This window comes from Blastococcus sp. SYSU DS0533, assembly GCF_054050775.1.
Genome location: NZ_JBJGZZ010000006.1, coordinates 19,355 through 45,074 on the forward strand (window position 1 = coordinate 19,355; position 25,720 = coordinate 45,074).

27 protein-coding genes and 1 tRNA gene are annotated in these 25,720 nt (G+C 75.2%); 8 read left to right on the forward strand and 20 right to left on the reverse strand.

The window, feature by feature from the left end:
- Nucleotides 1–13: 13 nt before the first annotated feature.
- The 3 genes from ACI79W_RS09500 to ACI79W_RS09510 form a co-directional block, all read right to left on the reverse strand.
- Nucleotides 14–1,096 (reverse strand): hypothetical protein, encoded by a 1,083-nt coding sequence (locus ACI79W_RS09500; RefSeq protein ID WP_456561836.1) that lies wholly within the window; start codon nt 1,094–1,096, stop codon nt 14–16.
- Nucleotides 1,080–1,601 (reverse strand): sigma-70 family RNA polymerase sigma factor, encoded by a 522-nt coding sequence (locus ACI79W_RS09505; protein ID WP_456561837.1) that lies wholly within the window; start codon nt 1,599–1,601, stop codon nt 1,080–1,082. The genes ACI79W_RS09500 and ACI79W_RS09505 overlap by 17 nt, the downstream gene beginning before the upstream one ends.
- Nucleotides 1,602–1,743: 142 nt before the next feature.
- The gene (locus ACI79W_RS09510) at nt 1,744–2,256 is read right to left on the reverse strand and encodes a flavin reductase family protein (RefSeq protein ID WP_456561838.1); all 513 of its coding nucleotides are present in this window, start codon (nt 2,254–2,256) and stop codon (nt 1,744–1,746) included.
- Between the two features lie 34 nt (nt 2,257–2,290).
- Between ACI79W_RS09510 and ACI79W_RS09515 the strand changes: the two genes are divergently transcribed.
- A complete protein-coding gene (locus ACI79W_RS09515) occupies nt 2,291–3,712 on the forward strand; it encodes a dihydrolipoyl dehydrogenase family protein (protein WP_456561839.1) in 1,422 nt (473 codons plus the stop codon).
- A 53-nt stretch (nt 3,713–3,765) separates the two neighbouring features.
- Nucleotides 3,766–4,572 carry an SGNH/GDSL hydrolase family protein gene (locus tag ACI79W_RS09520; RefSeq protein WP_456561840.1) on the forward strand — a complete coding sequence of 269 codons (807 nt, stop codon included), beginning with the start codon at nt 3,766–3,768 and terminating at the stop codon, nt 4,570–4,572.
- A 29-nt stretch (nt 4,573–4,601) separates the two neighbouring features.
- On the opposite strand, the gene ACI79W_RS09525 is transcribed toward ACI79W_RS09520, so the two are convergent.
- Nucleotides 4,602–6,533 (reverse strand): putative bifunctional diguanylate cyclase/phosphodiesterase, encoded by a 1,932-nt coding sequence (locus ACI79W_RS09525; RefSeq protein WP_456561841.1) that lies wholly within the window; start codon nt 6,531–6,533, stop codon nt 4,602–4,604.
- A 197-nt stretch (nt 6,534–6,730) separates the two neighbouring features.
- Between ACI79W_RS09525 and ACI79W_RS09530 the strand changes: the two genes are divergently transcribed.
- Both ACI79W_RS09530 and ACI79W_RS09535 read left to right on the forward strand, forming a co-directional pair.
- Nucleotides 6,731–7,771, forward strand: coding sequence for an LLM class flavin-dependent oxidoreductase (locus tag ACI79W_RS09530; RefSeq protein ID WP_456561842.1), 1,041 nt, complete (start codon nt 6,731–6,733; stop codon nt 7,769–7,771).
- A gap of 80 nt (nt 7,772–7,851) precedes the next feature.
- Nucleotides 7,852–7,980, forward strand: coding sequence for a hypothetical protein (locus ACI79W_RS09535; RefSeq protein WP_456561843.1), 129 nt, complete (start codon nt 7,852–7,854; stop codon nt 7,978–7,980).
- Between the two features lie 63 nt (nt 7,981–8,043).
- Here the strand turns inward: ACI79W_RS09535 and nadC are convergent, their stop codons facing one another.
- The 3 genes from nadC to nadA are packed head-to-tail and all read right to left on the reverse strand — an operon-like array spanning nt 8,044 to nt 11,635.
- A complete protein-coding gene (nadC, locus tag ACI79W_RS09540) occupies nt 8,044–8,937 on the reverse strand; it encodes a carboxylating nicotinate-nucleotide diphosphorylase (protein ID WP_456561844.1) in 894 nt (297 codons plus the stop codon).
- On the reverse strand, nt 8,934–10,625 hold the full coding sequence (locus ACI79W_RS09545) for an L-aspartate oxidase (protein ID WP_456561845.1): 1,692 nt from the start codon (nt 10,623–10,625) through the stop codon (nt 8,934–8,936). The genes nadC and ACI79W_RS09545 overlap by 4 nt, the downstream gene beginning before the upstream one ends.
- On the reverse strand, nt 10,622–11,635 hold the full coding sequence (nadA, locus tag ACI79W_RS09550) for a quinolinate synthase NadA (RefSeq protein ID WP_456561846.1): 1,014 nt from the start codon (nt 11,633–11,635) through the stop codon (nt 10,622–10,624). Before nadA ends, ACI79W_RS09545 begins: the two co-directional genes overlap by 4 nt.
- A 71-nt stretch (nt 11,636–11,706) precedes the next feature.
- Here nadA and ACI79W_RS09555 point away from each other — a divergent pair, with 71 nt between their 5' ends.
- Nucleotides 11,707–12,411 carry an NUDIX hydrolase gene (locus ACI79W_RS09555; protein WP_456561847.1) on the forward strand — a complete coding sequence of 235 codons (705 nt, stop codon included), beginning with the start codon at nt 11,707–11,709 and terminating at the stop codon, nt 12,409–12,411.
- A 61-nt stretch (nt 12,412–12,472) separates the two neighbouring features.
- On the opposite strand, the gene ACI79W_RS09560 is transcribed toward ACI79W_RS09555, so the two are convergent.
- The 4 genes from ACI79W_RS09560 to ACI79W_RS09575 all read right to left on the reverse strand — a co-directional run bounded on the left by ACI79W_RS09560 (nt 12,473) and on the right by ACI79W_RS09575 (nt 13,810).
- Nucleotides 12,473–12,715, reverse strand: coding sequence for a hypothetical protein (locus ACI79W_RS09560; RefSeq protein WP_456561848.1), 243 nt, complete (start codon nt 12,713–12,715; stop codon nt 12,473–12,475).
- 74 nt (nt 12,716–12,789) lie between these two features.
- Nucleotides 12,790–13,311, reverse strand: coding sequence for a DinB family protein (locus tag ACI79W_RS09565; protein WP_456561849.1), 522 nt, complete (start codon nt 13,309–13,311; stop codon nt 12,790–12,792).
- Nucleotides 13,312–13,417: 106 nt separating this feature from the next.
- Nucleotides 13,418–13,627, reverse strand: coding sequence for a hypothetical protein (locus ACI79W_RS09570; RefSeq protein WP_456561850.1), 210 nt, complete (start codon nt 13,625–13,627; stop codon nt 13,418–13,420).
- Nucleotides 13,628–13,737: 110 nt separating this feature from the next.
- A tRNA-Arg gene (locus ACI79W_RS09575) sits at nt 13,738–13,810 on the reverse strand.
- 186 nt (nt 13,811–13,996) lie between these two features.
- Between ACI79W_RS09575 and ACI79W_RS09580 the strand changes: the two genes are divergently transcribed.
- Nucleotides 13,997–14,515, forward strand: a complete 519-nt coding sequence (locus ACI79W_RS09580; RefSeq protein ID WP_456561851.1) for a single-stranded DNA-binding protein — start codon at nt 13,997–13,999, stop codon at nt 14,513–14,515.
- Between the two features lie 100 nt (nt 14,516–14,615).
- Nucleotides 14,616–16,286 carry an energy-dependent translational throttle protein EttA gene (ettA, locus tag ACI79W_RS09585; RefSeq protein WP_456561852.1) on the forward strand — a complete coding sequence of 557 codons (1,671 nt, stop codon included), beginning with the start codon at nt 14,616–14,618 and terminating at the stop codon, nt 16,284–16,286.
- Between the two features lie 150 nt (nt 16,287–16,436).
- On the opposite strand, the gene ACI79W_RS09590 is transcribed toward ettA, so the two are convergent.
- Nucleotides 16,437–16,868: a protein-tyrosine phosphatase family protein gene (locus ACI79W_RS09590; protein WP_456561853.1), complete on the reverse strand. Its 432-nt coding sequence runs from the start codon at nt 16,866–16,868 to the stop codon at nt 16,437–16,439.
- 79 nt (nt 16,869–16,947) lie between these two features.
- Between ACI79W_RS09590 and ACI79W_RS09595 the strand changes: the two genes are divergently transcribed.
- A complete protein-coding gene (locus tag ACI79W_RS09595; protein ID WP_456561854.1) occupies nt 16,948–17,361 on the forward strand; it encodes an acyl-CoA thioesterase in 414 nt (137 codons plus the stop codon).
- Between the two features lie 83 nt (nt 17,362–17,444).
- Here ACI79W_RS09595 and ACI79W_RS09600 read toward each other — a convergent pair whose 3' ends face one another.
- The 8 genes from ACI79W_RS09600 to ACI79W_RS09635 all read right to left on the reverse strand — a co-directional run bounded on the left by ACI79W_RS09600 (nt 17,445) and on the right by ACI79W_RS09635 (nt 25,661).
- On the reverse strand, nt 17,445–17,981 hold the full coding sequence (locus tag ACI79W_RS09600; RefSeq protein WP_456561855.1) for an MOSC domain-containing protein: 537 nt from the start codon (nt 17,979–17,981) through the stop codon (nt 17,445–17,447).
- 15 nt (nt 17,982–17,996) lie between these two features.
- The gene (locus ACI79W_RS09605; RefSeq protein WP_456561856.1) at nt 17,997–18,650 is read right to left on the reverse strand and encodes an energy-coupling factor transporter transmembrane component T family protein; all 654 of its coding nucleotides are present in this window, start codon (nt 18,648–18,650) and stop codon (nt 17,997–17,999) included.
- The gene (locus ACI79W_RS09610) at nt 18,647–19,381 is read right to left on the reverse strand and encodes an energy-coupling factor ABC transporter ATP-binding protein (protein ID WP_456561857.1); all 735 of its coding nucleotides are present in this window, start codon (nt 19,379–19,381) and stop codon (nt 18,647–18,649) included. The genes ACI79W_RS09605 and ACI79W_RS09610 overlap by 4 nt, the downstream gene beginning before the upstream one ends.
- Complete coding sequence (locus tag ACI79W_RS09615) at nt 19,378–19,941, reverse strand: biotin transporter BioY (protein ID WP_456561858.1); 564 nt, start codon at nt 19,939–19,941, stop codon at nt 19,378–19,380. The genes ACI79W_RS09610 and ACI79W_RS09615 overlap by 4 nt, the downstream gene beginning before the upstream one ends.
- Before the next feature lie 102 nt (nt 19,942–20,043).
- Nucleotides 20,044–21,630, reverse strand: a complete 1,587-nt coding sequence (locus ACI79W_RS09620; RefSeq protein WP_456561859.1) for a glycoside hydrolase family 13 protein — start codon at nt 21,628–21,630, stop codon at nt 20,044–20,046.
- A 127-nt stretch (nt 21,631–21,757) separates the two neighbouring features.
- A complete protein-coding gene (locus ACI79W_RS09625) occupies nt 21,758–22,156 on the reverse strand; it encodes a globin (RefSeq protein ID WP_456561860.1) in 399 nt (132 codons plus the stop codon).
- Nucleotides 22,153–23,463: an MFS transporter gene (locus ACI79W_RS09630; RefSeq protein ID WP_456561861.1), complete on the reverse strand. Its 1,311-nt coding sequence runs from the start codon at nt 23,461–23,463 to the stop codon at nt 22,153–22,155. Before ACI79W_RS09630 ends, ACI79W_RS09625 begins: the two co-directional genes overlap by 4 nt.
- 113 nt (nt 23,464–23,576) lie before the next feature.
- The gene (locus tag ACI79W_RS09635; protein ID WP_456561862.1) at nt 23,577–25,661 is read right to left on the reverse strand and encodes a prolyl oligopeptidase family serine peptidase; all 2,085 of its coding nucleotides are present in this window, start codon (nt 25,659–25,661) and stop codon (nt 23,577–23,579) included.
- Between the last annotated feature and the right edge of the window lie 59 nt (nt 25,662–25,720).

Consider the following 25,720-nt stretch of genomic DNA (forward strand, 5'->3'; position numbering starts at 1 on the left):
GACCGTAGCGGCGTCAGCCGAGCCCACGGGCGACCGACAGCAGCTCGTCGGCGCTGAGCGACCCGGCGACCCCGGTCATCACGCCGTCCTCGACCCAGACCACGCCGGCGAAGAGCCCGTTGCGGGAGGTCAGCACGGTCGCCTCCGACCCGTCGACGTCGGCCGTGGAGCTGGTGACCATCTCCGCGGGCACCGGCAGCGGCAGGGTGGCGGCGTCGGTGGAGAGGTCGCGCAGCTGATCGGCGAGGCCGTCCGGGATCCCGGGCAGCGACAGCAGGTGGTCGCGGACCGTCTCGAAAGGCACGCCCGAGGAGAAGACCTGGGGCGCCCCCACCCGGGCGACGACGAGGGTCGGCACGCCGGTGGGCTGCGACCACACCGCGGCCACCCCTGGCCCGGCCTCGAACCGGAGGGTGCTGCCGTCGATCCCGGGCGGCGGGGGCGGCAGGACCTCGCCCTCGGCCGCGGCGGCCTGCGCGGCCTTGTCGGCGGAGAAGGTGAAGGTGGCGCCCACGACGCCGGCGATCTGGTAGGCCGGCTCGCCGGTCACGCCCTCGGGCAGCTCGGCGACCTCGGGGACCTCCAGCCCGGTGCGCTCCTGCGCCGTGGCGGCGTCGGGTACCTGCTCCGGATCGGGCTGCTGGGTGATCTCCACGTCGCCGTAGGCGGAGAGATCGGGCACCTGCACCAGGTCGGTGCTGGTGATCTCGACAGGGTCGACCCGCTCGGTCTGGAAGATCGGCAGCCAGTCGTTCGCGGCCGCGACCCCTGCGCCGGTCACCAGCACGACCGCGCCGAGAGCGGCCACCGCGGGCCGTCGGACGGCGGCGCTCCAGCGGCTGCGCGTGGCAGCGCGCGCCGGGCGGGCGGCGGCGACGGTCGAGGACCCGGCGGCGGAGAACCGGGCCCAGGCCGCATCGGTGTCGACGGCGCCCGACCGGCCGAGCGCCGTGCCCACGAGCTGCGCGTCGGCGCGGGCGTCGTCGAGCGCGCGCAGGCAGGCGGGGCAGCCGGCGACGTGCGTGCGGTCGGCGTCGGAGACCCCGGCCGGCTCGTCGACGAGCCGGCGCAGGACGCCCTCATTCGGGTGACGCATGGCGGTTCAGCTCCTCGCGAAGTGCGGATTCGGCGCGGCGGACGGTGGTGCCGACGCTGCCGGGGGACATGTCGAGCGCGGTGGCGACCTCGGCGTAGCTGAGCCCGCTGTGGCGCAGCACCAGCGCCACCGCCTGCTTGCGCGGCAGCCGGGCCAGGGCCGCCCGGACGCGGCTGCGGTCCTCGAGGGTGAGCACGGTGTCGGCCACGTCGGGGGTGACGGCGTCGGCCGTGGCGGCCACCGTCTCCTCCCGAGAGGTGCGGCGGCGGCCCGAGCGGAGGAGGTTCAGCGCGGTGTGCGCCGCGGCGACTGAGAGCCATCCGCCGGCCTCCGCGGCGGGCACCGCCGAGCGGCCGAAGGACAGGAACACCTCCTGGGCGACGTCCTCGGCCTGGTCGCGGGAGCCGAGCACCCGGGCGGCCACGCCGACGACCCGCTGGTACTCCCGGCGGAAGACCTGCTCGAGGTCGGGCCGCACCGCACCACGGGTCGCTGCTGCCGGCACGCCGCCCGTCCCTCCGACCCGGCGTACCGCACCGGGGAATGTCAGGACGGCCGCCGGTGCCGGTCGTCCGTGCCGTACGAGGTCCATGCCGGTGTAGCACCGCCGGGGCCGCGGATGTGACACGCGGCCCGCGGCGAGCTGGTCAGCCGCGGCCGGCCGGCCTCCCGGCCTCGTCGACGAACCGGCCGCGCAGCCGCAGCAGCGGCCGGGCGCCGGGGTCCAGCACCGGGACGTCGTCCACCGCCAGCAGCGCGAGCACGTGGTCGCCGGCCTCGACCAGCCGCTCCAGCCGGCAGTCCAGGGCGGCGAGCCCGCCGGAGAGCACGATGGCGCCGCTGCCGGCCGCCCGCGTCCACGGCACCTGCTCCAGCAGGTGGCGGGCGCTGGGCCGGCCGGCGGAGGCGAACCTCGAGGCCACGATGGCGTGCTCGGCGGCGAGGACGGTCAGTGCTCCGGAGCCCACCATCTCCAGCACCTCGGCCGGGTAGCCGTCGGCGGAGAGCCCCACGGCGACCAGCGGCGGTGAGGCGGAGACGCTCATGACCGAGCTGACCGTCGTCCCGACGTCGTCGATGTCGTCCCGGACGGTGAGCAGGCAGACCCCGGCGGCGTGCTGGGCCAGGGCGGTGGCGAAGGCAGCGGCGTCGACCGGCATGGCGGCCAGTCGACCACACCCCCAGGATGGACCGGTGACCGAAGCCGAGCGCACGTACGACGTGGTGGTCCTGGGAGCCGGCTCGACCGGCGAGAACGTCGCCGACGTCGTCGTGCGCGGTGGGCTGTCGGCGGTGCTGGTGGAGCCCGAGCTGGTGGGCGGCGAGTGCTCCTACTGGGCCTGCATGCCGAGCAAGACGCTGCTGCGGGGCACCGAGGTGCTCGCCGAGGCCCGCGCCGTCGACGGCGCGGCGCAGGCGGTCACCGGGGAGCAGGACGTGGCGGCCACCCTCGCCCGCCGCGACTCGTTCACCTCGCACTGGGACGACTCGGGCCAGGTGGAGTGGGTGCACGGCGCCGGCATCGACCTGCTGCGGGGCGCCGGCCGGCTCGACGGCGAGCGCACCGTCGTCGTCACCGCCGACGACGGGACGACGACCCGGCTGACCGCCCGGCACGCCGTTGCCGTGTGCACGGGGTCGCAGGCGGCGGTCCCGCCGGTGGAGGGCCTGGCCGACGTCGACCCGTGGGGGCCGCGGGAGGCCACCAGCGCCAAGGAGGCGCCGGCCCGCCTGCTGGTGCTCGGCGGCGGATACGTCGGCTGCGAGATGGCGACGGCCTGGCAGGCGCTCGGCTCGCAGGTGACGCTGCTGCAGCGCGGGGAGCGGCTGCTGCCGGGCCTGGAGCCGCAGGCCGGGGACGCCGTCGCGGCGGCGCTGCGGGAGGCGGGCGTGGACGTGCGGCTGGGCACCGAGGTCACCGCGGCCCGCCGGGACGGCACCGAGGTGGTGCTGACCACGGGGGACGGCGAGGTGCGGGGCGACGAGGTGCTGGTCGCGATCGGCCGCGCCGCGCGCACCGGCGACATCGGTGCGGAGGCCGTGGGCCTGGAGCCGGGGGAGTACCTCTCCGTCGACGCCACCATGCGGGTCGAGGGGTTCTCCTGGCTCTACGGGGTGGGCGACGTCAACGGGCGCCGCCAGCTGACCCACATGGGCAAGTACGAGGCGCGGCAGGCCGGTGCGGCCATCGTCGCGCGGGCCCGCGGGGAGGAGGTCGACACCTCGGCGTGGTCGCCGTTCGTGGCCACCGCCGACGACGTCGCGACGCCCTCGGTCGTGTTCACCTCGCCGCAGGTCGCCAGCGTCGGGCGCACCGCCGCCGAGGCCGCCGACGCCGGGCTGCCGCACCGCGTCGTGGAGTGCCCGATCGGTAGCGTGTCCGGTGCTGCCGTCTTCGCCGACGGCTACACGGGGACGGCCATCGCGGTCGTGGACACCGAGCGCGAGGTGCTCCTGGGCATGACCTTCGTCGGCCCCGCGGTCGCCGAACTGCTGCACGCGGCGACGATCGCGGTCGTCGGCGAGGTGCCGATCGCACGGCTGTGGCACGCCGTCCCGGCCTACCCGACGATCAGCGAGATCTGGCTGCGGCTGCTGGAGACCTACCGCGGCTGACCGCGGCCCGACCCCCGCGACGTCGGTGCCGGGGGCCGTGCTGGAGTGAGCCGGTGCAGTTCGACCGGTCCTCGCGTTCCCCCTGGCGCCGCTACATCGCCCTCGGCGACTCCTTCACCGAGGGGCTGAGCGACCCCGACCCCGAGCGCCCCGGCGAGTTCCGCGGCTGGGCCGACCGGCTGGCCGAGCACCTCGCGGCCGCCGCACCCGGCGCCGACGTCGAGTACGCGAACCTGGCGATCCGCGGCAGGCTGCTGGTCCAGGTGCTGGCCGAGCAGGTGCCGGTGGCCCTGCAGGCGCAGCCGGACCTGGTCAGCCTGGTCGCCGGCGGCAACGACCTGATGCGCCCGGGCGCCGACCCCGACGAGCTGGCCGCGCAGCTGGAGTCGGCCGTCGTCCGCTTCCGCGCCGCGGGTGCCGACGTCCTGCTGGCCACCACCGCGGACACCCGGAACACCCCCATCCTGCGCCGGTTGCGCGGCCGGATCGCCGTCTTCGACGCCAACCTCTGGTCGATCGCCGCGCGGCACGGCGCCGCCGTCCTGGACCAGTGGGGCGCGGCGTGGATCCAGGACTTCCGGCTGTGGGACTCCGACCGCATCCACCTCACCGACGAGGGGCACCGCCGGATGGCGCTGGCCGCCGCCGCGGCGCTGGGGCTGCCCGGCGCGGACGGCGAGGACTGGCGCACCCCGCTCCCGCCGCAGCCGCCCCGCGAGCTGCGGGTGGCACTGGCCGAGGAGGCCGCCTGGGTGCGCGGCTTCGTGGCGCCCTGGATCGGCCGGCGGCTGCGTGGTCGCTCCTCCGGCGACGGCCGGGCCGCCAAGCGCCCCGTCCCCCTGGCGCTGCCCCGCGGGTGACCCGCCGTGACCTGCTGGAGGTTCCTTCTTCAGTCGTCGGGGTCGGCGAGCTCGTCGAACAGGGAACCGCTGCCGAACCGTCCGGTGTCGACCAGGTCGTGCCCGGCGGGGGACGACGGCGGCCGCTGGCGGGGGAGCGCGGGGGCCGGCCCGGGCGGCTCGGGCAGCAGCTCGCCGGCGACGTCCTCGGCCGGGGTGTCGGTGACCTCACCGATGAGCACCTCCGCCGGGCTGGGGAGGGGGGCGGGGCGGCCGAAGGCGTAGCCCTGCGCCATGGCGCACCCGTGGTCGAGCAGCCAGGCGGCCTGGTCGAGGTCCTCGATGCCCTCGGCGATCACCTGCAGGCCCATGCCGCGGCCGAGCTGCAGGAGGCCGTGCACCAGCGCCGCCGTCGAGGGCTGGGTGACGACGTCGGCGACGAACGACCGGTCGATCTTCACCGTGTGGATCGGCAGCCGGTGCAGCGCGGTGATCGCCGAGTAGCCGGTGCCGAAGTCGTCCAGCGCCAGGGTCACGCCCTGGTCGGTGACGACGGCGACCGAGTGCAGCGTGGCCTCGGCGGCGAAGAGCGCCGTCGACTCGGTGATCTCCAGCTCCAGACGCTGCGGGGGGAGCCCCGACTCCTCCAGGGCCGCGGCGACCAGCTCGCTGAAGCCGTCCTCGGCCAGGTGCCGGGCGGAGATGTTGACGTGGACCCGCAGGTCGTCGGCCCAGGTGGCGGCGTCCAGGCAGGCGCGCCGCAGCACCCACGCGCCGAGCTTCGAGGTCAGCCGGTTGTTCTCCGCGACGTCGAGGAAGACGCCGGGCGGCAGCAGCCCGCGGGTGGGGTGCTGCCAGCGGAGGAGCGCCTCGTAGCCGAGCAGCGTCTCGTCGGCCAGGTGCACGATCGGCTGGTAGAAGAGCCGCAGCTCGTCGTTGTCGAGCGCGTGGCGCAGCTCGGTCTCCAGCTGCAGGGCGTCCACGTCGCTGCGCGACAGCGCCCCCTCGTGAACCTCGATGCGGGCGCGCTGGCCGTCGGCCTTGGCCCTGGTCAGCGCGCTCTGCGCCTGGCGCAGCAGGTCATCGGGGGTCATGTCGGCGCCGAGGGTGAGCCCCACGCTCGCCGAGAGGGTGATCTCCCGGCCGCTCACCACGAACGGCTCGTCGAGCACGCTCAGCAGGCGGTCGGCCAGCGCGCGCAGCCCGTCGAGGTCCTCGACGTCCTCGGCGACCACCAGGAACTCGTCGGCGCCCAGCCGCACCGCGGTGTCCTCGACGCGGGTGCTCCACCGGAGCCGGTCGGCGAACTGGCTGAGCAGGAGGTCGCCGGCCTCGTGGCCGAGCGCGTCGTTGACCGCCTGGAAGCGGTCGATGTTCAGGTGCACCAGGCCGACCTGCAGGCCGCGGCGGCGGGAGAGCGCGACGGCGTGCCGCAGCCGGTCGGTGAGCGCGCGGCGGTTGGGCAGGCCGGTGAGCGGGTCCATGAACGCGCGGCGGACCGCGTCCTCCTCCGCACGGCGACGGTCGGTGACGTCGACCAGCGAGAGGACGACGAACTGCGGCGTCCCGTTGTTCTGCCGCACGACCTCGTGGGACTGCACGACCCACAGCTCGGTGCCGTCCGAGCGGCGCAGCCGGCGCTCGCCGTCGAGCAGCAGGTTCGGGTCGAGCTCGGGCTCACCGGGAGCCGGCGTCAACCCGAGGTCGCCCACCGGCGGGTCGTCGGGGTGGGCCAGCAGGTCGACGTGCCGGCCGGCGAGGCTCTCGGCGGTGCGGCCGGTGAGGGCGCACATCCGCGGGTTGGCGACCAGCACGTGACCGTCGAGGTCGACGAGGGCCTTGGCGATCGGTGCACCGAGGAACAGGGCCTGGAACAGCTGGCCCCGGTCGGCGAGCAGTGTGTCGATCGCCCGCAAGCGCTGCCCGGCGCCACCGCCGGGCGTGCCCGGGGAGCGGGGCATCTCGGGTGCGGGGAGGCTCACCGGGACAGCGTCACGCATCGCAGGCGAGAAGTGACGGAACCCGTTCACGGAGAGTCGTGATCGACCCGTCACAGTGCGTGGCACGTCGTCACACCTGCCCCACCGGTCGCGCCCGCTCGGAGGACCTGCCATGCGCGACGGGAATCCGGGCCGCCCCCGCCGCGCTCCAGCAGCAGACATCGACGAAAGGACCAGGCGTGGAGAAGCGGATCGGGTTCCTGTCCTTCGGCCACTGGCAGCCCATCCCCGGCTCGCTGGTGCGCACCGGGCGGGACGCCCTCGTGCAGAGCGTGGAGCTGGCGGAGGCCGCCGAGGAGATGGGCCTGGACGGGGCCTACGTGCGGGTGCACCACTTCGCCCGGCAGCTGTCCTCCCCGTTCCCGCTGCTGGCGGCGATGGCGGCCCGCACCCGGCGGATCGAGCTGGGCACCGGCGTGATCGACATGCGCTACGAAAACCCGCTGTACATGGCCGAGGAGGCCGCGGCGGCCGACCTGCTCGCCGGCGGCCGGCTGCAGCTGGGCGTGAGCCGGGGCTCGCCGGAGACGGCGCTGCGCGGCTCGGAGGCGTTCGGCTACGTGCCCGGGGAGGGCAGCACCGACGCCGACCTGGCGCGGCAGAAGACCGCCTTGTTCATGGCGGCGATCTCCGGGCAGCCGGTGGTCGACGCCGACCCGCGGATGACCGGGGGCGCGACCGGGAAGCTGGCGGTCCAGCCGCAGTCGCCGGGCCTGGCCGACCGGATCTGGTGGGGTTCGGGCACCCGGGCGACGGCGGAGTGGACCGCGCGGCAGGGGCTCAACCTGATGAGCTCGACTCTGCTGGTCGAGGACACCGGCGTGCCTTTCGACGAGCTGCAGGCAGAGCAGATCGCCCGCTACCGCGCCGCCTGGGCCGAGACGGGGTGGGAGCGCGAGCCGCGGGTGTCGGTGAGCCGCAGCGTGCTGCCGATCACCACCGAGGAGGACCGGCAGTACTTCGGCGGCGGCCGCGACGGCGAGGACCAGGTCGGCATCCTCGAGGGGGTGCGGGCCCGGTTCGGGAAGAGCTACACCGGCGAGCCGGACGCGCTCGCCGAGGCGCTGGCCAAGGACGCCGCCGTCCGCGAAGCGGACAGCCTGTTGCTCACGGTGCCCAACATGCTGGGTGTGGAGTACAACGCACGCCTGCTGCGGACGATCGTCGAGCACGTGGCGCCGGCGATCGGCTGGGTGCACCCGGACCGCCGCGCCGGCTGACCCGCCGGGCCACCCCGGGGCATAGGAAGCTCTACCTGCGCATTGCGCGCTGGATCCGCACGTAGAGCTTCCTATGCCTCGTGCTTCCTGTCCCTCGTCCTGCGTTCGGGCTCGGCATCGCCATCGTCGTCCCGATGGTGCTCCGCAACGAGCGGCGGGCCCGCCGCTTCCTCGCCGAGCACCCGGAGCCCGACCCGCTTCCGGGGTGATGTTCGTGCTCGCGGGTGCCGCAGGACTGCACGAGCGGGAGGAACACCCCGGGAGCGGGCGGATCAGCGGAGGTCGAAGCCCAGGTCGAGCACGGGGGCGCTGTGCGTGAGCGCCCCCACGGCCAGGTAGTCGACGCCGGTCGCCGCGACCTCGGCCGCCCGCTCCAGCGACAGCCCGCCGCTGGCCTCCAGGCGCACCCCGGTGCCCCGCACCAGCCCCACGGCGGTGCGGGTGTCGGCCAGCGGGAAGTTGTCCAGGAGCACCAGCTCCACGCCCGCCGCGATCGCCTCGCGCACCTGGTCGAGGGTGTCGCACTCGACCTCGAGCGGGACGTCGGGCGCCGCCGCCCGCACCGCCTCCACCGCCGCGGCGATGCCGCCGGCGGCGGCCACGTGGTTGTCCTTGACCAGCGCGGCGTCGCCGAGGGCCATCCGGTGGTTGACCCCGCCGCCGCAGCGGACGGCGTACTTCTCCAGGACCCGCAGGCCCGGGATCGTCTTGCGGGTGTCGCGGATCGCCGCGTCGGTGCCCGCGACCGCGTCCACCCAGCGCCGGGTGAGCGTGGCGACCCCGGACAGGTGGCCGACCAGGTTGAGCGCGGTCCGCTCCGCCGTCAGCAGCGACCGGGTGGGGCCGGCGACCGTGAGCACCGGTGCGTTCGCGCGGGCGGCCATGCCGTCGGCCGCGTGCAGCACCACCTCGACATCGTCGCCGCCCACCAGGCCGAACACCGCCGCGGCGACCGGGACACCGGCCAGCACGCCGGGCGAGCGCGGCACCACGTCACCGGTGGCGCGGGCGTCGGCCGGGACGGTGGCGGCCGTGGTGACGTCGGGGCCCAGCGCGAGGTCCTCGTCGAGGGCCCGGCGGACCACCCGCTCGACGGAGGCGGGGTCCAGGCCGCCGTCCCAGAGGACGTCGGCCAGCTCCGGCCGCAGCGGGTGCCACTCGGTCATGCCGCTCCCTGGGTCTGGTCGGCCGGTGTCAGCGGCACGGTGCGGGTGTGCACGCGGCCGGTGCCGTCGATGCGGTGGGCGAGCCGCACCTGCCACCCGGGCCGGGAGGCGGGTGCGTCGGCCCGCCGGTGGCAGCCTCGGCTCTCCGGGCGGGCGAGCGCAGCCGTCGCCAGCAGGGTGGCGACGGTGTGCACGGCCGTCGCCTCCACGGCGGCGAGGTCGAGCGCGTCGGTCCGGGAGGCCGCGGTGAGCACGCCGGTCAGCTCGGTCAGCCCCCCGGCGGTGCGGAGCACGCCGGCGTGCCGGCTGGTGGCGACGCCGATCGCTGCGCGCGCCGCGGGGTCGACCGCCCCGGTGCTGACCGCGCGCGGGGCCACCGGCTCGGCCGGGGGGCCGTCGGGGAGCGTGGCGTCGAGCAGCGCGGCGCAGCGGCGGGCGGCGACCAGCCCCTCGGTGATCGAGTTGGACGCCAGCCGGTTGGCCCCGTGCACGCCGGTGCAGGCGACCTCCCCGACGGCGAAGAGCCCGGCGACCCCGGTCCGCCCGTCGAGGTCGGCCAGCACCCCGCCGCAGGTGTAGTGCGCGCCCGGCGCGACCGGCACCGGCGTCGTCGTCAGGTCGTGGCCGGCGGCGCGGCAGGCGCGGACGATGCCGGGGAAGCGGTGCTCCAGGAAGCCGGCTCCGAGGCCCGTCGCGTCGAGGAAGACGCAGTCCTCGCCGGTGAGGGCCAGGTGGGCGGAGATGGCGGCCGAGACGACGTCGCGGGGCGCGAGGTCGGCCAGCGGGTGCGCGCCGGCCATGAGCCGCCGCCCGCCGGCGTCGACGAGCACCGCGCCCTCGCCGCGCACGGCCTCGGAGATCAGCACCTGCTGCCCCGCGGCGCCCGGCCCCTGCCAGAGCACGGTCGGGTGGAATTGCACCATCTCCACGTCGGCGACCTCGGCACCGGCGCGCAGCGCGAGCGCCAGCCCGTCGCCGGTCGTGCCGGCGGGGCTGGTGGCGGCGGCGTAGGCCTGCCCGTAGCCACCGGTGGCCAGGACGACGGCGTGCGCTCGCAGGTCGCCGACGTCGACCAGCGCACCGTCCTCGGCCACCCGGGCGACGCGCACCCCGACCACCTCGCCGCGCGCGCCGCGCAGGGCGTCCAGCGCGACGGTGCGCTCCCGCACCGCCACCCCGGCCGCGGCCAGCGCCTGCACGAGCGTGCGGGTGACCTCCGCACCGCTGGCGTCGCCGCCGGCGTGCACGATCCGGTCGCGGCTGTGCCCGCCCTCGCGGGTGAGCGAAGGTCGGCCGTCACCGGTCAGGTCCAGCCGTGCGCCGAGGTCCACCAGGAGCGCGATCGCCGCCGGCGCCTCCGCGACGAGCGTGGCCACGGCGGCCGGGTCGCAGAGCCCGGCGCCCGCGGTGAGCGTGTCCTGCAGGTGCAGCGCGGCGTCGTCGTCGGCCCCGAGGACGGCGGCCAGCCCGCCCTGGGCCCAGCGGGTGCTGCCGTCGCCGAGCGCACCCTTGGTGACGACGGTGACGCGCCGCCCGGCGCCGGCCAGCGACAGCGCCGTCAGGAGCCCGGCGGCGCCGCTGCCCACGACCACCACGTCGGTGGCGGCGGTCCAGCCCGCGGCGGGGAGGGGAAGGGCCGGGACGACGGCGGGGGCGACCGGCGCGGTGCGGCGGGGCCCCACGGTCACTCGCCGACCAGCGAGGGGGTGCCGAGGGCGATCATCGCCTCGACCGCCGAGCGGGCGCGGGCGGCCATCTCGGGGTCGACGGTCACCTCGTCGCGGCCCTCACGCAGCGCGCGCAGCAGCTTCTCCGGCGTCGACATCTTCATGTAGGGGCACTCGGCGCGCGGGTTGACCGCCTCGAACGCCGCGGCGGGGTTGGCCCGGCGGAGCTGGTGCAGCATGCCGATCTCGGTGGCGACCAGCACGCGCTTCGCCGTCGTCCGCTTCGCCTGGTCGAGCATCGCGCCGGTGGAGAGGACGTGCACCCGGTCCGACGGCAGGTCGCCCTGACCGACCATCCACAGCGCGCTGGTGGCGCAGCCGCACTCCGGGTGCACGAGCACCTCGGCGTCGGGGGCGTCCTCGATGCTCTGCCGCAGGTCGGTGGGGGAGATGCCGGCGTGCACGTGGCACTCCCCCATCCAGATGCGCATGTTCGTCCGGCCGGTGACCCGCTGGACGTGCGCGCCGAGGAACTGGTCGGGCAGGAAGAGCACCTCGCGATCGGCGGGGATGGAGTCGACCACCTCGACGGCGTTGGACGAGGTGCAGCAGATGTCGGTCTCGGCCTTCACCTCGGCACTGGTGTTGACGTAGGAGACGACGGCGGCGCCGGGGTGCTCGGCCTTCCACGCACGCAGCTGGTCGGCGGTGATGGTGTCGGCCAGCGAGCAGCCGGCGGCGGCGTCGGGCACCAGGACGGTCTTGTCCGGGCTGAGGATCTTCGCCGTCTCGGCCATGAAGTGGACACCGGCGAAGACGATCGTGCTCGCGGTGCTGGCCGCGGCGATGCGGGAGAGGGCCAGCGAGTCGCCCACGTGGTCGGCGACGTCCTGGATCTGCGCGGCCTGGTAGTTGTGCGCCAGGACGACGGCGTCGCGGTCGGCGGCCAGCCGGCGGACCTCGTCGCGCCAGTCCTGCCACTGCTCCGGCGTCCACTGCGCGGTCGTGGGGGCGGGGAGCGTTGCGGTCACCAGGACCTCCGGAGGAGTGGGTTTCAGACTGCCAGGCGAAAACCTCTGCCGGAAAATCTAGCATGGGATCCGTGACGTCCGTGTGGTCCTCGCCCGAGCGGCCGGCCTTTCCGCACCAGGCCCTCGCCGTGGTGCTGCAGGTCCGGGGTGCACGACTGCACGTGATGCTCTGGCGGCGTGCCAAGGAGCCCTTCGCCGGCGCCTGGGCGCTCCCGGGTGGGCCGTTGCTGCCCGACGAGACCCTCGGTGCCTCGGTGGGGCGGCAGCTCGCCGCCAAGGTCGAGGTGGCCCAGCTCGCGCACCTGGAGCAGCTGGAGACCCGCAGCGACCCGCATCGGGACCCGCGCAGCCGCACCGTGGCCACCGCGTACCTGGGGCTGCTCCCGGGCGACCTCGACCCGGTGCTGCCCGAGGACACCACCTGGCACCCGGTCGATGCGCTGCCGGAGACGGCGTTCGACCACGGCTCGATCGTCGGATCGGGGCTGGAGCGGCTGCGGGCGAAGCTCTCGTACACCAACGTCGCCTTCGCGCTGGCCCCGCCGACGTTCTCCATCGCCGAGCTGCGGGAGGTCTACGTCGCCGCGCTCGGGTACGAGGTCACGGCCACCAACCTGCAGCGGGTGCTGCTGCGGCGCGGCGTGCTGGAGCCGACCGGTGAGCTGGCGGCCTCCGGCCGCACCGGCGGGCGGCCCGCCGCGCTGTACCGCTTCGCGTCGGCGAGCCTCGAGGTGACCGACCCGTTCGCCGTGCTGAAGCCTCCCTCGACGCGCTGAGCCGCCGGGTCAGGCGGGGTCGCTGACGCCGACGTGCGCGGCCAGCCGGCCGGCCGCCGGGTCAGGCGGGGTCGCTGACGCCGACGTGCGCGGCCAGCCGGCCGGCCACCGAGTCGTCGCCGCCGACGGCCTGCTCCACCAGGCGGGCCAGCTCGGGGTCCCGGTCGGCGGGTACGTCCTTGACCACGGCCGCCCCGTCCTGCGGGCGGGTGCCGGTGACCCGGACGGTGCCCTGCTCGATGGTCACGGTCCCGTCGAACCCGGGCTCGTGGACCTCCAGCGTCGTCGCGTCATCCGTCGCCATGGTCCGCCCCTACCCGGCCGGGCGGCGCGCCAACAGCCGGCCGGAACACCTCTCGTCCGGGCCCCGCGCCCGCCTCACTCGCCGGTGGCCCCGTCCAGCGCCTCGCGGATCAGGTCCGCGTGGCCGTTGTGCCGGGGGTACTCCTCGACCAGGTGGAGGAGGATCCAGCGCAGCGAGAACGTGTCGTCACGGCCCCACGGCCGGTCCTCGGTGTCCAGCGGGAGCCGGCGGGCCACCTGGCCGACCGCGTCGGCCGCCGCGCGCCAGGTCGCCCACCCCCGGGCCACGTCGTCCGCGGTGACGGTGCCGGGGTCGACACGCCACTGCTCGTCGCGGTCGCGGACGACGTCGGGCCACAGGTCGTGGGGGAGGCCGCCGAAGCCGACGAGCCAGCCGGTCTCCACCGCCGCGAGGTGGCGCACCATGCCCAGCAGCGTGAGCTCGGAGGTCGGGACGGCCCGCGTGGCCAGCTGCCGGGGCGTCAGCTCCGCGCACTTCCACTCCAGCGTCTGCCGGTGGTAGTCGAGGAAAGCGGTCAGCAGCGTCGCCTCGTCCCCGGTCAGCGGGGGCTCGGTGCGGTGGTCGGCAGGGGTCATCGAGTCTGCTCCCACGGGTCGGGGCGCGCCGGTGGGCGCCGTCGCCGCGCATCCTGCGGCACGGGTCCCACATCCGGGGTGGCGACCGGCGCCCCGGTGCGTGCGGTCACCGTCCGGCCGCACCGGTCCGCGCGGTCGGCCGCTGCTTCCGGAGCAGCCAGGTGCCCACGCCCAGGTTCCCGACGGCCAGGAGGGCGAACACCACCGTCACGGGCACGTCGTCGGACGTGCTCCACCCGCCCACCGCGAGCACCGCCCACATCGTCCCGAGGACGAAGTACAGGATCGGGCCGGGGCGTCTGACGGGCTGGTCCACGTCCTCTTCGTAGGCCACGTCCCGACCGGGGGCAAGCGCCGGGAACGCCCCGATCGGGGGTTCTGCGGCCCCCATCGCCGTCGTGGACCCGGCGTCGGCGGTCCGGGGAGCGCGCCCGGCAGGACTCGAACCTGCGGCCAAGTGCTTAGAAGGCACCTGCTCTATCCGCTGAGCTACGGGCGCTCGGACGCGATCATCGCACCGCCCGGCGAGGAGACGACGGCGGCTGGTCACCGCGTCCTCCACAGGGAGGAGGCGCGTCCACAATCTCCGCGACGGCCTCCCGGCCGGAGGGTGCCGCAGCGAGGGTCGACGGCACACCGGCACCCCGCCGGTCGCGCCGTCCGGCGCAGCACCCCGAGGAGCACCGTGAACGACACCTACATCACCGTCGTCGGCAACGTCGCCGACGACCCGCGCCGCAGGACCACGGAGAAGGGTGCGGTGACCAACTTCCGCATGGCCTCCACCGCCCGCCGCTACGACTCCGGCAGCGGGCAGTACGTCGACTCCGGCACCTTCTGGATCGACGTGGAGTGCTGGAACGGCCTCAGCGGCAACGTCGCCGGGTCGATCAGCAAGGGCGACCCGGTGATCGTCCAGGGCACGCTGACGACGCACGAGTGGGAGTCGGACAACGGCCCGCGCCGCAAGCCGCAGCTCAGGGCGTCCGCCGTCGGCCCGAACCTCGCCAAGGGCATGGCGGTCTTCAAGCGGGACCGGTCCGGTCGCGCGTCGGAAGCCGCGGCCGGCCAGGAGCTCGCCGCAGGGCCCGCGGGCCGCGCCGCGACCGAGGTGCCCGACGACCGGTGGGACTACGAGGGGGATGGTGCGACGTTGTCCTCCGTGGACGGCCCCGATCTGCCGCAGGAGCCCGCGCACGCCTAGTTGCCCGGGCTGGGAGGATCGAAGGCGAGAACGTACGGGGTGGGGTCGCGACCCGCGGCCCCGCCCCCGCTCGCGAGACGACGGAAGGCTCGAAAAGCCAGTGGCTCAGTACATCTACACGATGGTCCGCGCGCGCAAGGCGCACGGCGACAAGGTGATCCTCGACGACGTCACCCTGTCGTTCCTGCCCGGCGCGAAGATCGGCGTCGTCGGCCCCAACGGCGCCGGCAAGTCGACCGTGCTGCAGATCATGGCCGGTCTGCAGCAGCCCTCCAACGGTGACGCGACGCTCGCACCCGACGCGACGGTCGGCATCCTCCTGCAGGAGCCGCCGCTCAACGAGGAGCTCGACGTCCGCGGCAACGTCGAGGAGGCGGTGAAGCCCCTCCGCGACGCGCTGCGCCGCTTCGAGGAGGTCAGCGCGGCGATGGGCGAGCCCGACGCCGACTTCGACGCGCTGATGGCCGAGCAGGGCGAGCTGATGGAGGTCATCGAGAACGCCGACGGCTGGGAGCTCGACGCCCGGATCGAGCAGGCCATGGACGCGCTGCGCTGCCCGCCCGGGGACGCCGACGTGACCGTCCTCTCCGGCGGCGAGCGCCGCCGGGTCGCGCTGTGCCGGCTGCTGCTGGAGGCGCCGGACCTGCTGCTGCTCGACGAGCCCACCAACCACCTGGACGCCGAGAGCGTCGCGTGGCTGGAGCAGCACCTGGAGAAGTACGCCGGCACCGTCGTCGCCGTCACCCACGACCGGTACTTCCTCGACAACGTGGCCCAGTGGATTCTCGAGCTCGACCGGGGCCGGGCCTACCCCTACGAGGGCAACTACTCCACCTACCTCGAGACCAAGGCCGCCCGCCTCCAGGTCGAGGGCGCCAAGGACGCCAAGCGCCAGAAGCGCCTCAAGGAGGAGCTGGAGTGGGTCCGCTCCGGCGCCAAGGCCCGCCAGGCCAAGAGCAAGGCGCGGCTCGCCCGCTACGAGGAGATGGCCGCGGAGGCCGAGAAGTTCCGCAAGCTGGACTTCGAGGAGATCCAGATCCCGCCGGGCCCGCGCCTGGGCAACGTCGTCGTCGAGACGAAGAACCTGACCAAGGGCTTCGGCGACCGCGTGCTCATCGACGACCTGTCCTTCACGCTGCCCCGCAACGGCATCGTCGGTGTGGTCGGGCCCAACGGCGTCGGCAAGACCACGCTGTTCAAGATGCTGGTCGGCGAGGAGAAGCCGGACGACGGCGAGATCAAGGTCGGCGAGACCGTGCAGCTCTCCTACGTCGAGCAGAGCCGCGGCGGCATCGACCCGAAGAAGACGCTGTGGGAGGTCGTCTCCGACGGCCTCGACCACATCAAGGTGGGCAACGTCGAGATGCCGTCGCGGGCCTACGTCGCCGCGTTCGGGTTTAAGGGCCCGGACCAGCAGAAGCCGGCCGGCGTGCTCTCCGGTGGTGAGCGCAACCGGCTGAACCTCGCGCTCACCCTCAAGCAGGGCGGCAACCTGCTCCTGCTCGACGAGCCCACCAACGACCTCGACACCGAGACGCTCACCAGCCTCGAGGGCGCGCTGCTGGAGTTCCCCGGCTGCGCCGTGGTCGTCAGCCACGACCGGTGGTTCCTCGACCGCGTGGCGACGCACATCCTCGCCTACGAGGGCGACTCGAAGTGGTTCTGGTTCGAGGGCAACTTCGCCGACTACGAGAAGAACAAGGTGGAGCGGCTCGGCCCTGACGCGGCTCGTCCGCACCGCGCCACCTACCGCAAGCTCACCCGCGACTGAAGAAGGACCCCGCTGCCCCCCACGCCTTCCACGCTCGGCGCGGGACCCTGCAGCGGGGCCGGTTCCAGGCCCTCGCCAGGGGCCGTTCCAGCACGTCACCACGGCCGGTCCGGAGCGTTCGCTCCGGACCGGCCGTCGGCGTCCGAGGGCTCAGCTCCCGGCGAAGCGGGTGACGAACCGGGCCTGGCCGCGCGTCTCGATCGCGCGCGGTCGGTAGTGGCTGCGCACGTACGCGACCGCGCGGGCGGGCGGCAACCCGTCGAGGACCGCGAGGCAGGCCAGCGCCGTCCCGGTGCGGCCCGTGCCGCCGGCGCACGCCACCTCGACCTGCTCGGACCCCGCACGTTCCAGCACCTCGCGCAGGGCATCGCGGAGGTCGGTCGGGGTGGAGGGCAGCCGGAAGTCGGGCCAGCGCACCCACCGGGTCTCCCAGGGGACCGGGCACGGAGCCCGGCCGAGCAGGTACACGCCGAACTCGGGGTCCGGGCCGTCGGGCGCCGGCCGCCGCAGCCCCCGTCCGCGCACCCGCCGGCCCGACGGCAGCACCAGCACGCCCGGTCCGGTCCCGGCCCAAGGCTCCACACCGGCACCGTAGGCCGCCCGCCCGCCGTCGGGAACGGGTGCCGCGCGGTGTGTTCCGGTGATGCGGCAGGGTGGGGCTGTGAGGCACACCGTGCAGGTCCCCATGCGCTGGTCCGACATGGACGCCTACCAGCACATCAACAACGTCGCCTTCCTCGGCTACTTCGAGATGGCGCGCGTCAACCTGTTCTTCGAGCAGCCGACGCACGACGAGCGGACCGGCCTCCGGCGCGGGCTCGTCGTGGCCTCCCACGAGATCGCCTACAAGCGGGCGGTCGTCTACGACCGGGAGCCGCTGGAGGTGCAGGTCTGGGTCTCCGGCGTGCGCGCGGCCGCCTTCACCTGCCACTACGAGCTGTTCGACCACGGGCAGCTCGCCGTCACCGGCAGCACGCTGCTCGTGCCGTTCGACTTCGCCCTGAACCGGCCCCGCCGGCTCACCGCGGAGGAGAAGGAGTTCCTCGCCCGCTGGGCCGACGAGCCGACCGGCTGAGTTGCAGAGGGTCCCGGCGGGCAGTCGCGCTCTGCCCACCGGGGCGGGGCAGAGCGCGAGCGCCCCCGGACCGGGTGGTCGGGTCAGTCGTCGACGTGACGCGGCACCGGCCGGCCGGCCTCCGTCGGCGCGCCTCGCCGGGCCGCCTCCGCCTCGGTCACCGGCCGCACGACGGCGCCCTCGGCGATCACCGCGCCGCCGAAGACCGCAGCGTTGATGCCGCCGCGGTGCACCATCGCCTTGACCAGCTTCAGCCCGGTCAGCCGCTCCAGGTGCGTGCAGGGCGGGCAGCGCTTGACCCCGAACAGCAGCGCGTCGCCCACTGCGAACCAGCGGCCCACCAGCGAGGGCAGGTCGACACCGGTGGTCACCAGGTTCCGCCGGGTGTCCGCGGTCGAGAACTCACCGCCCACCTCGGCGGCGACCGCGGTGACGTCATCCCGGTCGACCAGCGTGAGCTGCTTCTCCAGGTTCGGGTACCGGGCCCACGTGCCGCCACCGAGCGCGTAGCGGTCGCCCTCGAGCCCGACCCCGGGCAGCAACCGCGCCGACGGCATTCGGCGCAGCGGGGCCGCCGCCTCGTGCGTCGACCAGATCTCCAGCAGCGAACCAGCACCCATCGCAGGCCTCCGGGCTCAGGCGGCGGCGGGGGAGCGGCGCCCCCGGGCCGGGGGGTCGTCGTCGGCGCCGCGGGCGTCGAGGGCCTCGCTGACCGTGTGCGCCATCTGCAGCAGTTGCACCAGCAGCGGTGTCACCGTCGTCCGGACGCCGCGGACACCGCGTGCCGACCCCCCGCGTGCGGCCTGCGCCTCCCGGATGCGCTCGGCCCGCTCGGCCAGCACCGGGATGAACCGCAGCGCCATCGAGACCACCAGCCCGATCCGCGCCGGCCGCACCCCCACCACGCGCAACGGCGCGCACAGCCGCTCGATGACGGCGACCATCTCCGTCACCCGCGTCGTCGCCGTGACGACCGCGGCGGCCAGCACGAGCGCCAGGAGGCGCACCACCGTCAGCGCGGCCGTCGGCAGATCGCTGGACACGGCGTGGAACACGAACAGGCCGGCCAGCCACCACCGCACCGTCCGCGCCTGCCCGGCCAGCGTCGCCACGGGCACCCGCGCGGCGAGCAGGCCCACCGCCAGCACCCCGACCAGAGCGGCGCCCGCCACCGGGACGGTGGGCACCGCGAAGAGCAGCACCGCGAGCGCCGCGAGGACCAGCAGCTTGCCGCCGGCCGGGACGCGGTGGACCGGGCTGCGCCGCGGCACGTAGAGCGCGAGGGTCATCGCCGCTCCATCAGCGTGCGGTAGGCGGCGATGGCCGGCCGGGGCGCGGCGTCCTCGACGATCCGGCCGCCGTCCACGACGAGCACTCGGTCGAAACCGTCGAGCAGGTCGAGCTGGTGGGTGACCACGACCACCTGCTGCTCGAGCTCGTCGATGACCCGCGCGACCCGCCGCGCGTTGACCAGGTCCAGCAGCGTCGTCGGCTCGTCGAACACCACGCGCGCGGGCCGCATGACCAGCACCCCGGCGATCGCCAGCAGCTGCTTCTGGCCGCCGGAGAGCAGGTGCGCGGGGTGGTCGGCGTGCCCGGCGAGCCCGTACCGCGCCAGCACCTCGGCCACCCGCTCGGCCCGCTCGGCCGCCGGCACGCCCTGGTTCTCCAGCCCGTAGGCCACGTCCTCGGCCACGGTGGGGTGCACGATCTGCGCGTCGGGGTCCTGGAACACGAAGCCCACACGGCGGCGGACCTCCCGCACGGAGGTGCGGGTGTCCAGGCCGTCGACCAGCACCTGCCCGGCCGTGGGGACGACCAGCCCGTTCAGCAGCCGGGCGAACGTGCTCTTGCCCGAGCCGTTCGCCCCCACGACGCCGATGCGCGCCTCGGTCAGGTGCAGGTCGACGTCGGCCAGCACGGGACGGTCGCCGTAGCGGTGGGAGACCTCCCGCAGCTCGACCCCGCGGGCGGGGTCGGCGACGGCGTCGGGCCGCGGCTCCGGCCGGCGCCACCTCACCGGGCGGCGACCTCCCGCTGCGGTCGCTCGATGACCGGGTAGCTCCGGCGGACCTGTGCGGCGATCGCCGCGGCGATGAACGCCTTCGCCGCATCACCGGGGAGGAACGGCAGGGCGCCGGAGACGATCGCCTCGCCCAGCGACAGGTCGGCGACGGCGGCGAGCACCGGCACACCGATCAGGTAGACGACGACCATCCCGCCGACGACGTTGGACAGCATGCCCCAGGCGACGTTGTAACGCGCCCAGAAGCGCTCGGTCAGCCAGCCGGTGACGAACGCGGCCAGCGGCCAGCCGAAAAGGTAGCCGGCGGTCGGGCCGGCGAACACGGCGAGCCCGCCCGTGCCGCTGGACAGCAGTGGCAGGCCGACGGCGACCAGGACCAGGAACAGCAGCACGGCCAGGAAGCCGCGCCGGGCGCCCAGGACGCTCCCGGCGAGCATCACGCCGAGGGTCTGGGCGGTGATCGGGACCGGGCCGATGTTCACCGCGGGCAGGGTCCCCAGCACGGCGATGACGGCCGCGAAGAGGGCGACGTAGGCGAGGTCCCGGGTCTTCATGTCAGCTCCTGAGATGCGCCGGTGGGCAGGCGCCACCGGCCCGGCGTCACCTGCGGCAAGGTACCCGAGCGCCGCGGGGCGCCCGGGTACCGGCCGGTGAGCTCAGGCCTGCAGCCACACCGCGGCGTCGTCGGGCAGCTTCCCGTCGTCGACCGGTGCGCTGCTGAGGAGGACCCGGCCCTCGGGCAGCGGCACGGGAGCACCGGACAGGTTGACGAAGCACGTCAGCCCTCCGGAACGGCGGAAGGCGACGCAACGGTCGGGTGACTGCAACCACTGCAGGTCCTCCCCGCGGAACAGCGGGGACGAGGCCCGCAGGGCGAGCGCAGCCCGGTACAGCGACAGCATCGAGTCGTCGTCGGCGGCCTGGGCCTCGGCGGTCAGCGAGCCCCAGCCCTCCGGCATGGGCAGCCAGGTCCCGGCCCCCGAGGAGAAGCCGTAGGAGGGCTCGCTGCCCGACCAGGGCACCGGGATCCGGCAGGCGTCGCGACCGCGTTCGGCCCCCTCGGAGCGGAACCAGATCGGGTCCTGCAGCACCTCGTCGGGCAGGTCGACGTCGGGCATGCCGAGTTCGTCGCCGTTGTAGAGGTACGCCGCGCCGGGCAGCGCCAGCTGCAGCAGCGCGGCTGCGCGGGCGCGCCGGGTGCCGGGTTCGCCGTCGCCGTAGCGGGTGACGTGGCGGGGCCGGTCGTGGTTGGACAGCACCCAGCAGGCCGGCGCCGGGGTGCCCTCCACCGCGGCGAGGGAGTGGGTGATCGCGTCGCGCAGGCCGTCGGCGGTCCAGTCGGCGGTGAGCAGCTTGAAGTTGAAGGCGAGCTGGAGCTCGTCCTCGCGGAGGTACTGGGCGAGCCGGTCGTCGTCGGAGACCCAGACCTCCCCGACCGCCATCGTGCCGGGGTACTGGTCGAGCACCGCCCGGATCCGGCGGTGGACCACGTGCACGCCGTCCTGGTCGAAGCGGTGGTCGCCGGGGCCGTGGTCGTCGAGCAGCCCGGTGTCGTCCATCGGCACCATGTCGGGCAGCCCCTCTGGCTTGGCCATGCCGTGGGCGACGTCGATGCGGAAGCCGTCCACCCCGCGGTCGAGCCAGAACCGCATCGTCTCCTCGAGGTCGGCCACGACCTCGGGGTTGGCGAAGTTCAGGTCGGGCTGCTCGGGCGCGAAGATGTGCAGATACCACTGCCCGTCGGGCACACGGGTCCAGGCCGGGCCGCCGAACACCGACGGCCAGTTGTTCGGCGGCTCGCTGCCGTCGGGGCCGCGCCCGTCGCGGAACAGGTAGCGCGCGCGCTCCGGGGAGCCCGGGCCGGCGGCCAGCGCCGCCTGGAACCACTCGTGGTCGTGCGAGCTGTGGTTGGGCACCAGGTCGACGGTCACCCGGATGCCGAGCGCGTGCGCCTCGGCCAGCATCGCGTCGAACTGCGCGAGGTCACCGAAGACCGGCTCCACGTCGCGCGGGTCCGCGACGTCGTAGCCGTGGTCGGCCATGGGGGAGGGGTAGAACGGCGTGATCCACAGGGCGTCGACGCCGAGGTCGCGCAGGTAGGGCAGCCGCGACCGGATGCCGGCCAGGTCGCCGACGCCGTCGCCGTTCCCGTCGGCGAAGCTGCGGATGTAGACCTGGTAGAAGACCGCGTCGCGCCACCAGTCGGCGCCGGACGTGCGGAAGGGGGGCGGCTGGGGGCTCACCGGGCTCCTCGGGATCGGTACGTGCGGAGTGGGCGCGCTCGTGCCCCCCTGAGGGGAGCAGCGCGAGTCGGGGGCCGGTTCGTGCGTCGTCGCTCCGAGGGCCGGCTACGAGCCTACGGCGACGTGCTCAGCGGTTCTGCATGCTCCGTGCCGCCATCTCCAGGTAGCCCCAGAGCGTGGCGTCCTGCTCCGGCGTCAGCCCGAGGGAGTCGACGGCGTCGCGCATGTGGGTGAGCCAGGCGTCGCGCTCGACGGGGCCGATGGCGAACGGGGCGTGGCGCATCCGAAGCCGCGGGTGCCCGCGCTGCTCGGAGTACGTGGTGGGCCCGCCCCAGTACTGCTCGAGGAAGCCGCGCAGCCGGGTCTCGGCACCCTCCCAGTCGTCCTGGGGGTACATCGGCTGCAGCACGGGGTCGGTCCGGACGGCCGCGTAGAACCGCTGCACCAGCCGGCGGAAGGTCTCCTCGCCGCCCACCTCGTCGTAGAAGGTCCGCGCCGACGGCAGGGGCCGCCTCGACTCGCTCATGCCCCGGGTGCCTCCTCGGCCTCGATCGCAGCGTCCGCCCCGTTCCGCGTCCGCCGATACGCCCTCAGCGCCGGGGCGACCGCGATCATTCCGACGGCGCCCGAGAGCGCGACCACGACGGCGGGCCGCAGGCCCTCCGCGGCCAGCCCGGCGGCGAGCGCGCCCAGCCCCTGGACGCCGGCCAGCCCGCTCGCCGCGACGCCGAAGGCGCGCCCGCGGTAGGCGCTGGGCACGGCCTGCACGAACGCGACGTTGAGCGGGATCGTCCAGGCCGCGCCCAGCCCGGAGAGGAACAGCATCCCGACCAGCACCCAGAACGGCACCACGCCGGGCCCGGCGACCGCCGCGACGAGGCCACCGACGAGCACCGGTGCCAGCGACACCACCACCAGCGGGACGACGAACCGCTCGCGCCGCGCCGGGGGGACCAGGCGGGCGATCACCAGGCCGCCGAGCGTGACGCCCAGCGGGTTGGCCGCGAGCAGGACGCCGACCGCCGTCGCCCCCTGCCCCAGCGAATCGACCAGCGGCGCGGCGATCCCCTCGGAGGCGTAGACGAAGCCGGTCGTCACCCAGAGGACGGAGACGATCGCCAGCAGACGGGGGGTGTACCGGATGAACCGCAGGCCCTCGGCGGCGTCCCGCCACAGCGAGCCGGAGCCGCCGCCCCCCTCGGCCACCGGCGCCGGACGAGGCTGCAGGCGAGCCCACAGCCAGATGGCCGACACGACGAACGTGGCCGAGTCGACGAGCAGGGCCGCGGACGGGTCGAGGACGGCGACGAGCGCACCACCGGCCAGGAACCCGCCGACCTGGGCCAGTTGCAGGGTGATGCCGGTCAGCGAGGTGGCGACGGCGTAGCGGTCCCCGTCGAGCACGTCGGCCATGAGCGCCGACCGCGCGGACTCGAACGGGGGTGCGCACAACCCGACCACGAACAGCAGGGCGAGCAGGACCGGCAGCGGCATGCCCGGGATCGCCATCAGCGCGACCAGCACGGCCCGGGCGGCGTCGGTGGCGATCAGCACCCGGTGCCGGGGCAGCCGGTCGGCGAAGGCCGACAGCAGGGGCCCCCCGAGCAGCCACGGCAGGTGGCTGATGGCGAAGGTCAGGGCCGCGAGCAGGGGGGAGGAGGTGCGGTCGTAGACCAGGACGGTGAGCGCCACCCGGGCCAGCTCGTCGCCGGCCGCGGACAGCAGGTAGGTGCCGAAGAGCGGCCGGAACTCGCCGACGGCGAAGACCTCGCGGAAGGTCGCCTGCCGGACGGTGGCGCCCTCGGCCCGACCGTCCGGGGCGGCGGCGGTCACCGGGGCCCCGTTCCTGCCCCGGCGACGGGCACGGGCGGTGATCCGGTCATTACCGGAATCATCCCAGGCGCAACCCGCGGAGTGCGCGCTGTCGACTGCGCGTGTCCATCCCGTTACCCGATGGGCCCCTCGCCGGTCGGACGGGTGTGGGCGGCCAGGAACGCCAGCTGGTCGGCGGCGAGCCCGACCGTCCGGCTGACCGCGCGGGCGCCGTGCCCGACCGAGGTCTCCCGGCGGAGCAGGACCGGCGCCGCGGCCGAGGTCGCGTGCTGCAGCGCGGCGGCGAGCTTCCGCCCGTGCAGGGGGTCGACGCGGGTGTCGGACTCGAACGTCGTGAACAGCACCGCCGGGTACGCGGTCCCGTCGCGGACGGCGTGGTACGGCGAGTAGCCCAGCAGCCAGCCCAGCTCGACCGGGTCCTCGGCGGTGCCGTACTCGTCGTTCCAGGTGCGCCCCAGGCCGAATCGCTCGTAGCGGACCATGTCCAGCAGCGGTGCGCTGCAGACGACGGCGGCCGCGAGGTCGGGCCGCTGCGTCAACGTGGCGCCGACCAGGAGACCACCGTTCGAGCCACCCATGACCGCGAGCTGCCCGTGGGTCGTCCAGCCCTGCTCCACCAGGTGCTCGGCGGCGGCGGCGAAGTCGTCGAACACGTTCTGCTTGCGCTCCCGCATGCCGGCGCGGTGCCACTCCTCGCCGTGCTCGGACCCGCCGCGCAGGTTGGCCACCACCCACACGCCGCCGGCCTCCACCCACGCCAGGGCCTGCGCCGTGTAGGTGGGGGTGAGCGAGACGTTGAAGCCGCCGTAGCCGTAGAGCACGGTCGGCCGCGGGCGGTCCGGCGTCCCCGTTGCCGAGAGGACGAACAGGTGCACCGGGGTGCCGTCCCGGCTCGTCGCGTGCGTCTCCACGACCGTCAGCGGCGGCACCTCACCGGCGACGTCGGCGTTCTCCCACGCGTCCAGGGCCTCCGGCGCCGCCGCGTCCCAGCGCAGCACGGAGGGCGGCGTCGCGTAGTCGGTGTAGCCGACCCAGGCCGTCGTACCGCCGTCCGGCGGGGCGCTCACCCCGGAGATGCTGCCGGGGCCGGGGGGCGCGACCTCGGTGATCCGGCCGCCGCCGTCCCCGGACCAGAGGGAGAGCCGGTCGGTGGCGTCCACGGCGTGCACCGCGAGCACCCGCAGGGCGCCGTCGGGTGCGTCGACCAGCGCCACGTCGGAGAGCACGGCGCCCTCCTGCTCGGGGACGACGTCGGTCCACGCCTCCGGCGCCCACGTGGCCGGGTCCTCCGGATCGACCACCGCGAGCCGCCACCGCGGGGAGCCGCGGTCGCTCAGCAGCCACAGCCGGCCGTCGCGCGCCACCCACGCGGCGGTCCGGGCGTCGACGCCGCGCTGCAGCTCGCGCAGCGCGCCGTCCGCGGAGAGGTCGGCCAGCCACACGTCGTCGCGCGGGGCGGTGCCGGCCGACGCCGAGACCACCAGCCACCGACCGTCGGCGCTGGTGCGGACCCCGTAGTAGTTGGTGGGGTCCAGCCCCTCCCCGTGCACGAGCACGTCGTCGTCCGCTGGGTCGCCGACCCGGTGGCGCCACACCCGGCGGTGGAACTGCTCCTCGCCCGCGGGCACCTGGTCGGGGGCGAGCCGGCGGACGTAGAACAGCTCCTCGCCGCCGGGCAGCCAGCCGACGGGGGAGTAGCGGCACCGGTCGACCGGCCCGTCGAGCAGCTCACCGGTCGCCACGTCGAGGACGTAGAGCTCCGACTCCTCGTCCCCGCCGGTGCTCACCTGGTAGGCGAGCCGGTCGCCCTCCCACGAGGGCGACCACGCGTCGAGGGTCGTCGTCCCCTCCGGGTCCAAGGCCATCGGGTCGACGAGCACGCGCACCGTCCCGTCCGTCTCGCGCACCCGCAGCACGGCGTGCTCCTGGCCGGGGTCGCGGCGGGTGGAGAAGGCCCGCCCCCCACGCCAGACCGGCACGCCGACGGCGCCCGCCCGCACCAGCTCACCGAGCCGCGCGGCGAACCGTTCGCGGGCCGGCAGCGCGCCCAGCACCTCGGCCGCCAGGCGGTCCTGGGCCTCCGACCACTCCTGCGTGCGCGGGTCGGCGGGGTCCTCCAGCCAGCGGTAGGGGTCGGCGACGCGGTGGCCGTGGAGCTCCTCGACCAGGTCCAGGCGCGGGGCGTCCGGGTAGCGCATGAGCGGCACGCTAGTCGCCGCGGCGGGCGCGTCCGGGGGACGACGGGGATTTCCAGTGC

Bases quoted from the DNA above. Each gene is read 5' to 3' on its own strand.
- ACI79W_RS09500 (WP_456561836.1), bottom strand. From the start codon at position 1,096: ATGCGTCACCCGAATGAGGGCGTCCTGCGCCGGCTCGTCGACGAGCCG.
- ACI79W_RS09510 (WP_456561838.1), bottom strand. From the start codon at position 2,256: ATGCCGGTCGACGCCGCTGCCTTCGCCACCGCCCTGGCCCAGCACGCC.
- nadC (WP_456561844.1), bottom strand. From the start codon at position 8,937: ATGACCGAGTGGCACCCGCTGCGGCCGGAGCTGGCCGACGTCCTCTGG.
- ACI79W_RS09560 (WP_456561848.1), bottom strand. From the start codon at position 12,715: ATGGCGACGGATGACGCGACGACGCTGGAGGTCCACGAGCCCGGGTTC.
- ACI79W_RS09565 (WP_456561849.1), bottom strand. From the start codon at position 13,311: ATGACCCCTGCCGACCACCGCACCGAGCCCCCGCTGACCGGGGACGAG.
- ACI79W_RS09600 (WP_456561855.1), bottom strand. From the start codon at position 17,981: ATGGGTGCTGGTTCGCTGCTGGAGATCTGGTCGACGCACGAGGCGGCG.
- ACI79W_RS09605 (WP_456561856.1), bottom strand. From the start codon at position 18,650: ATGACCCTCGCGCTCTACGTGCCGCGGCGCAGCCCGGTCCACCGCGTC.
- ACI79W_RS09615 (WP_456561858.1), bottom strand. From the start codon at position 19,941: ATGAAGACCCGGGACCTCGCCTACGTCGCCCTCTTCGCGGCCGTCATC.
- ACI79W_RS09625 (WP_456561860.1), bottom strand. From the start codon at position 22,156: ATGAGCGAGTCGAGGCGGCCCCTGCCGTCGGCGCGGACCTTCTACGAC.
- ACI79W_RS09635 (WP_456561862.1), bottom strand. From the start codon at position 25,661: ATGCGCTACCCGGACGCCCCGCGCCTGGACCTGGTCGAGGAGCTCCAC.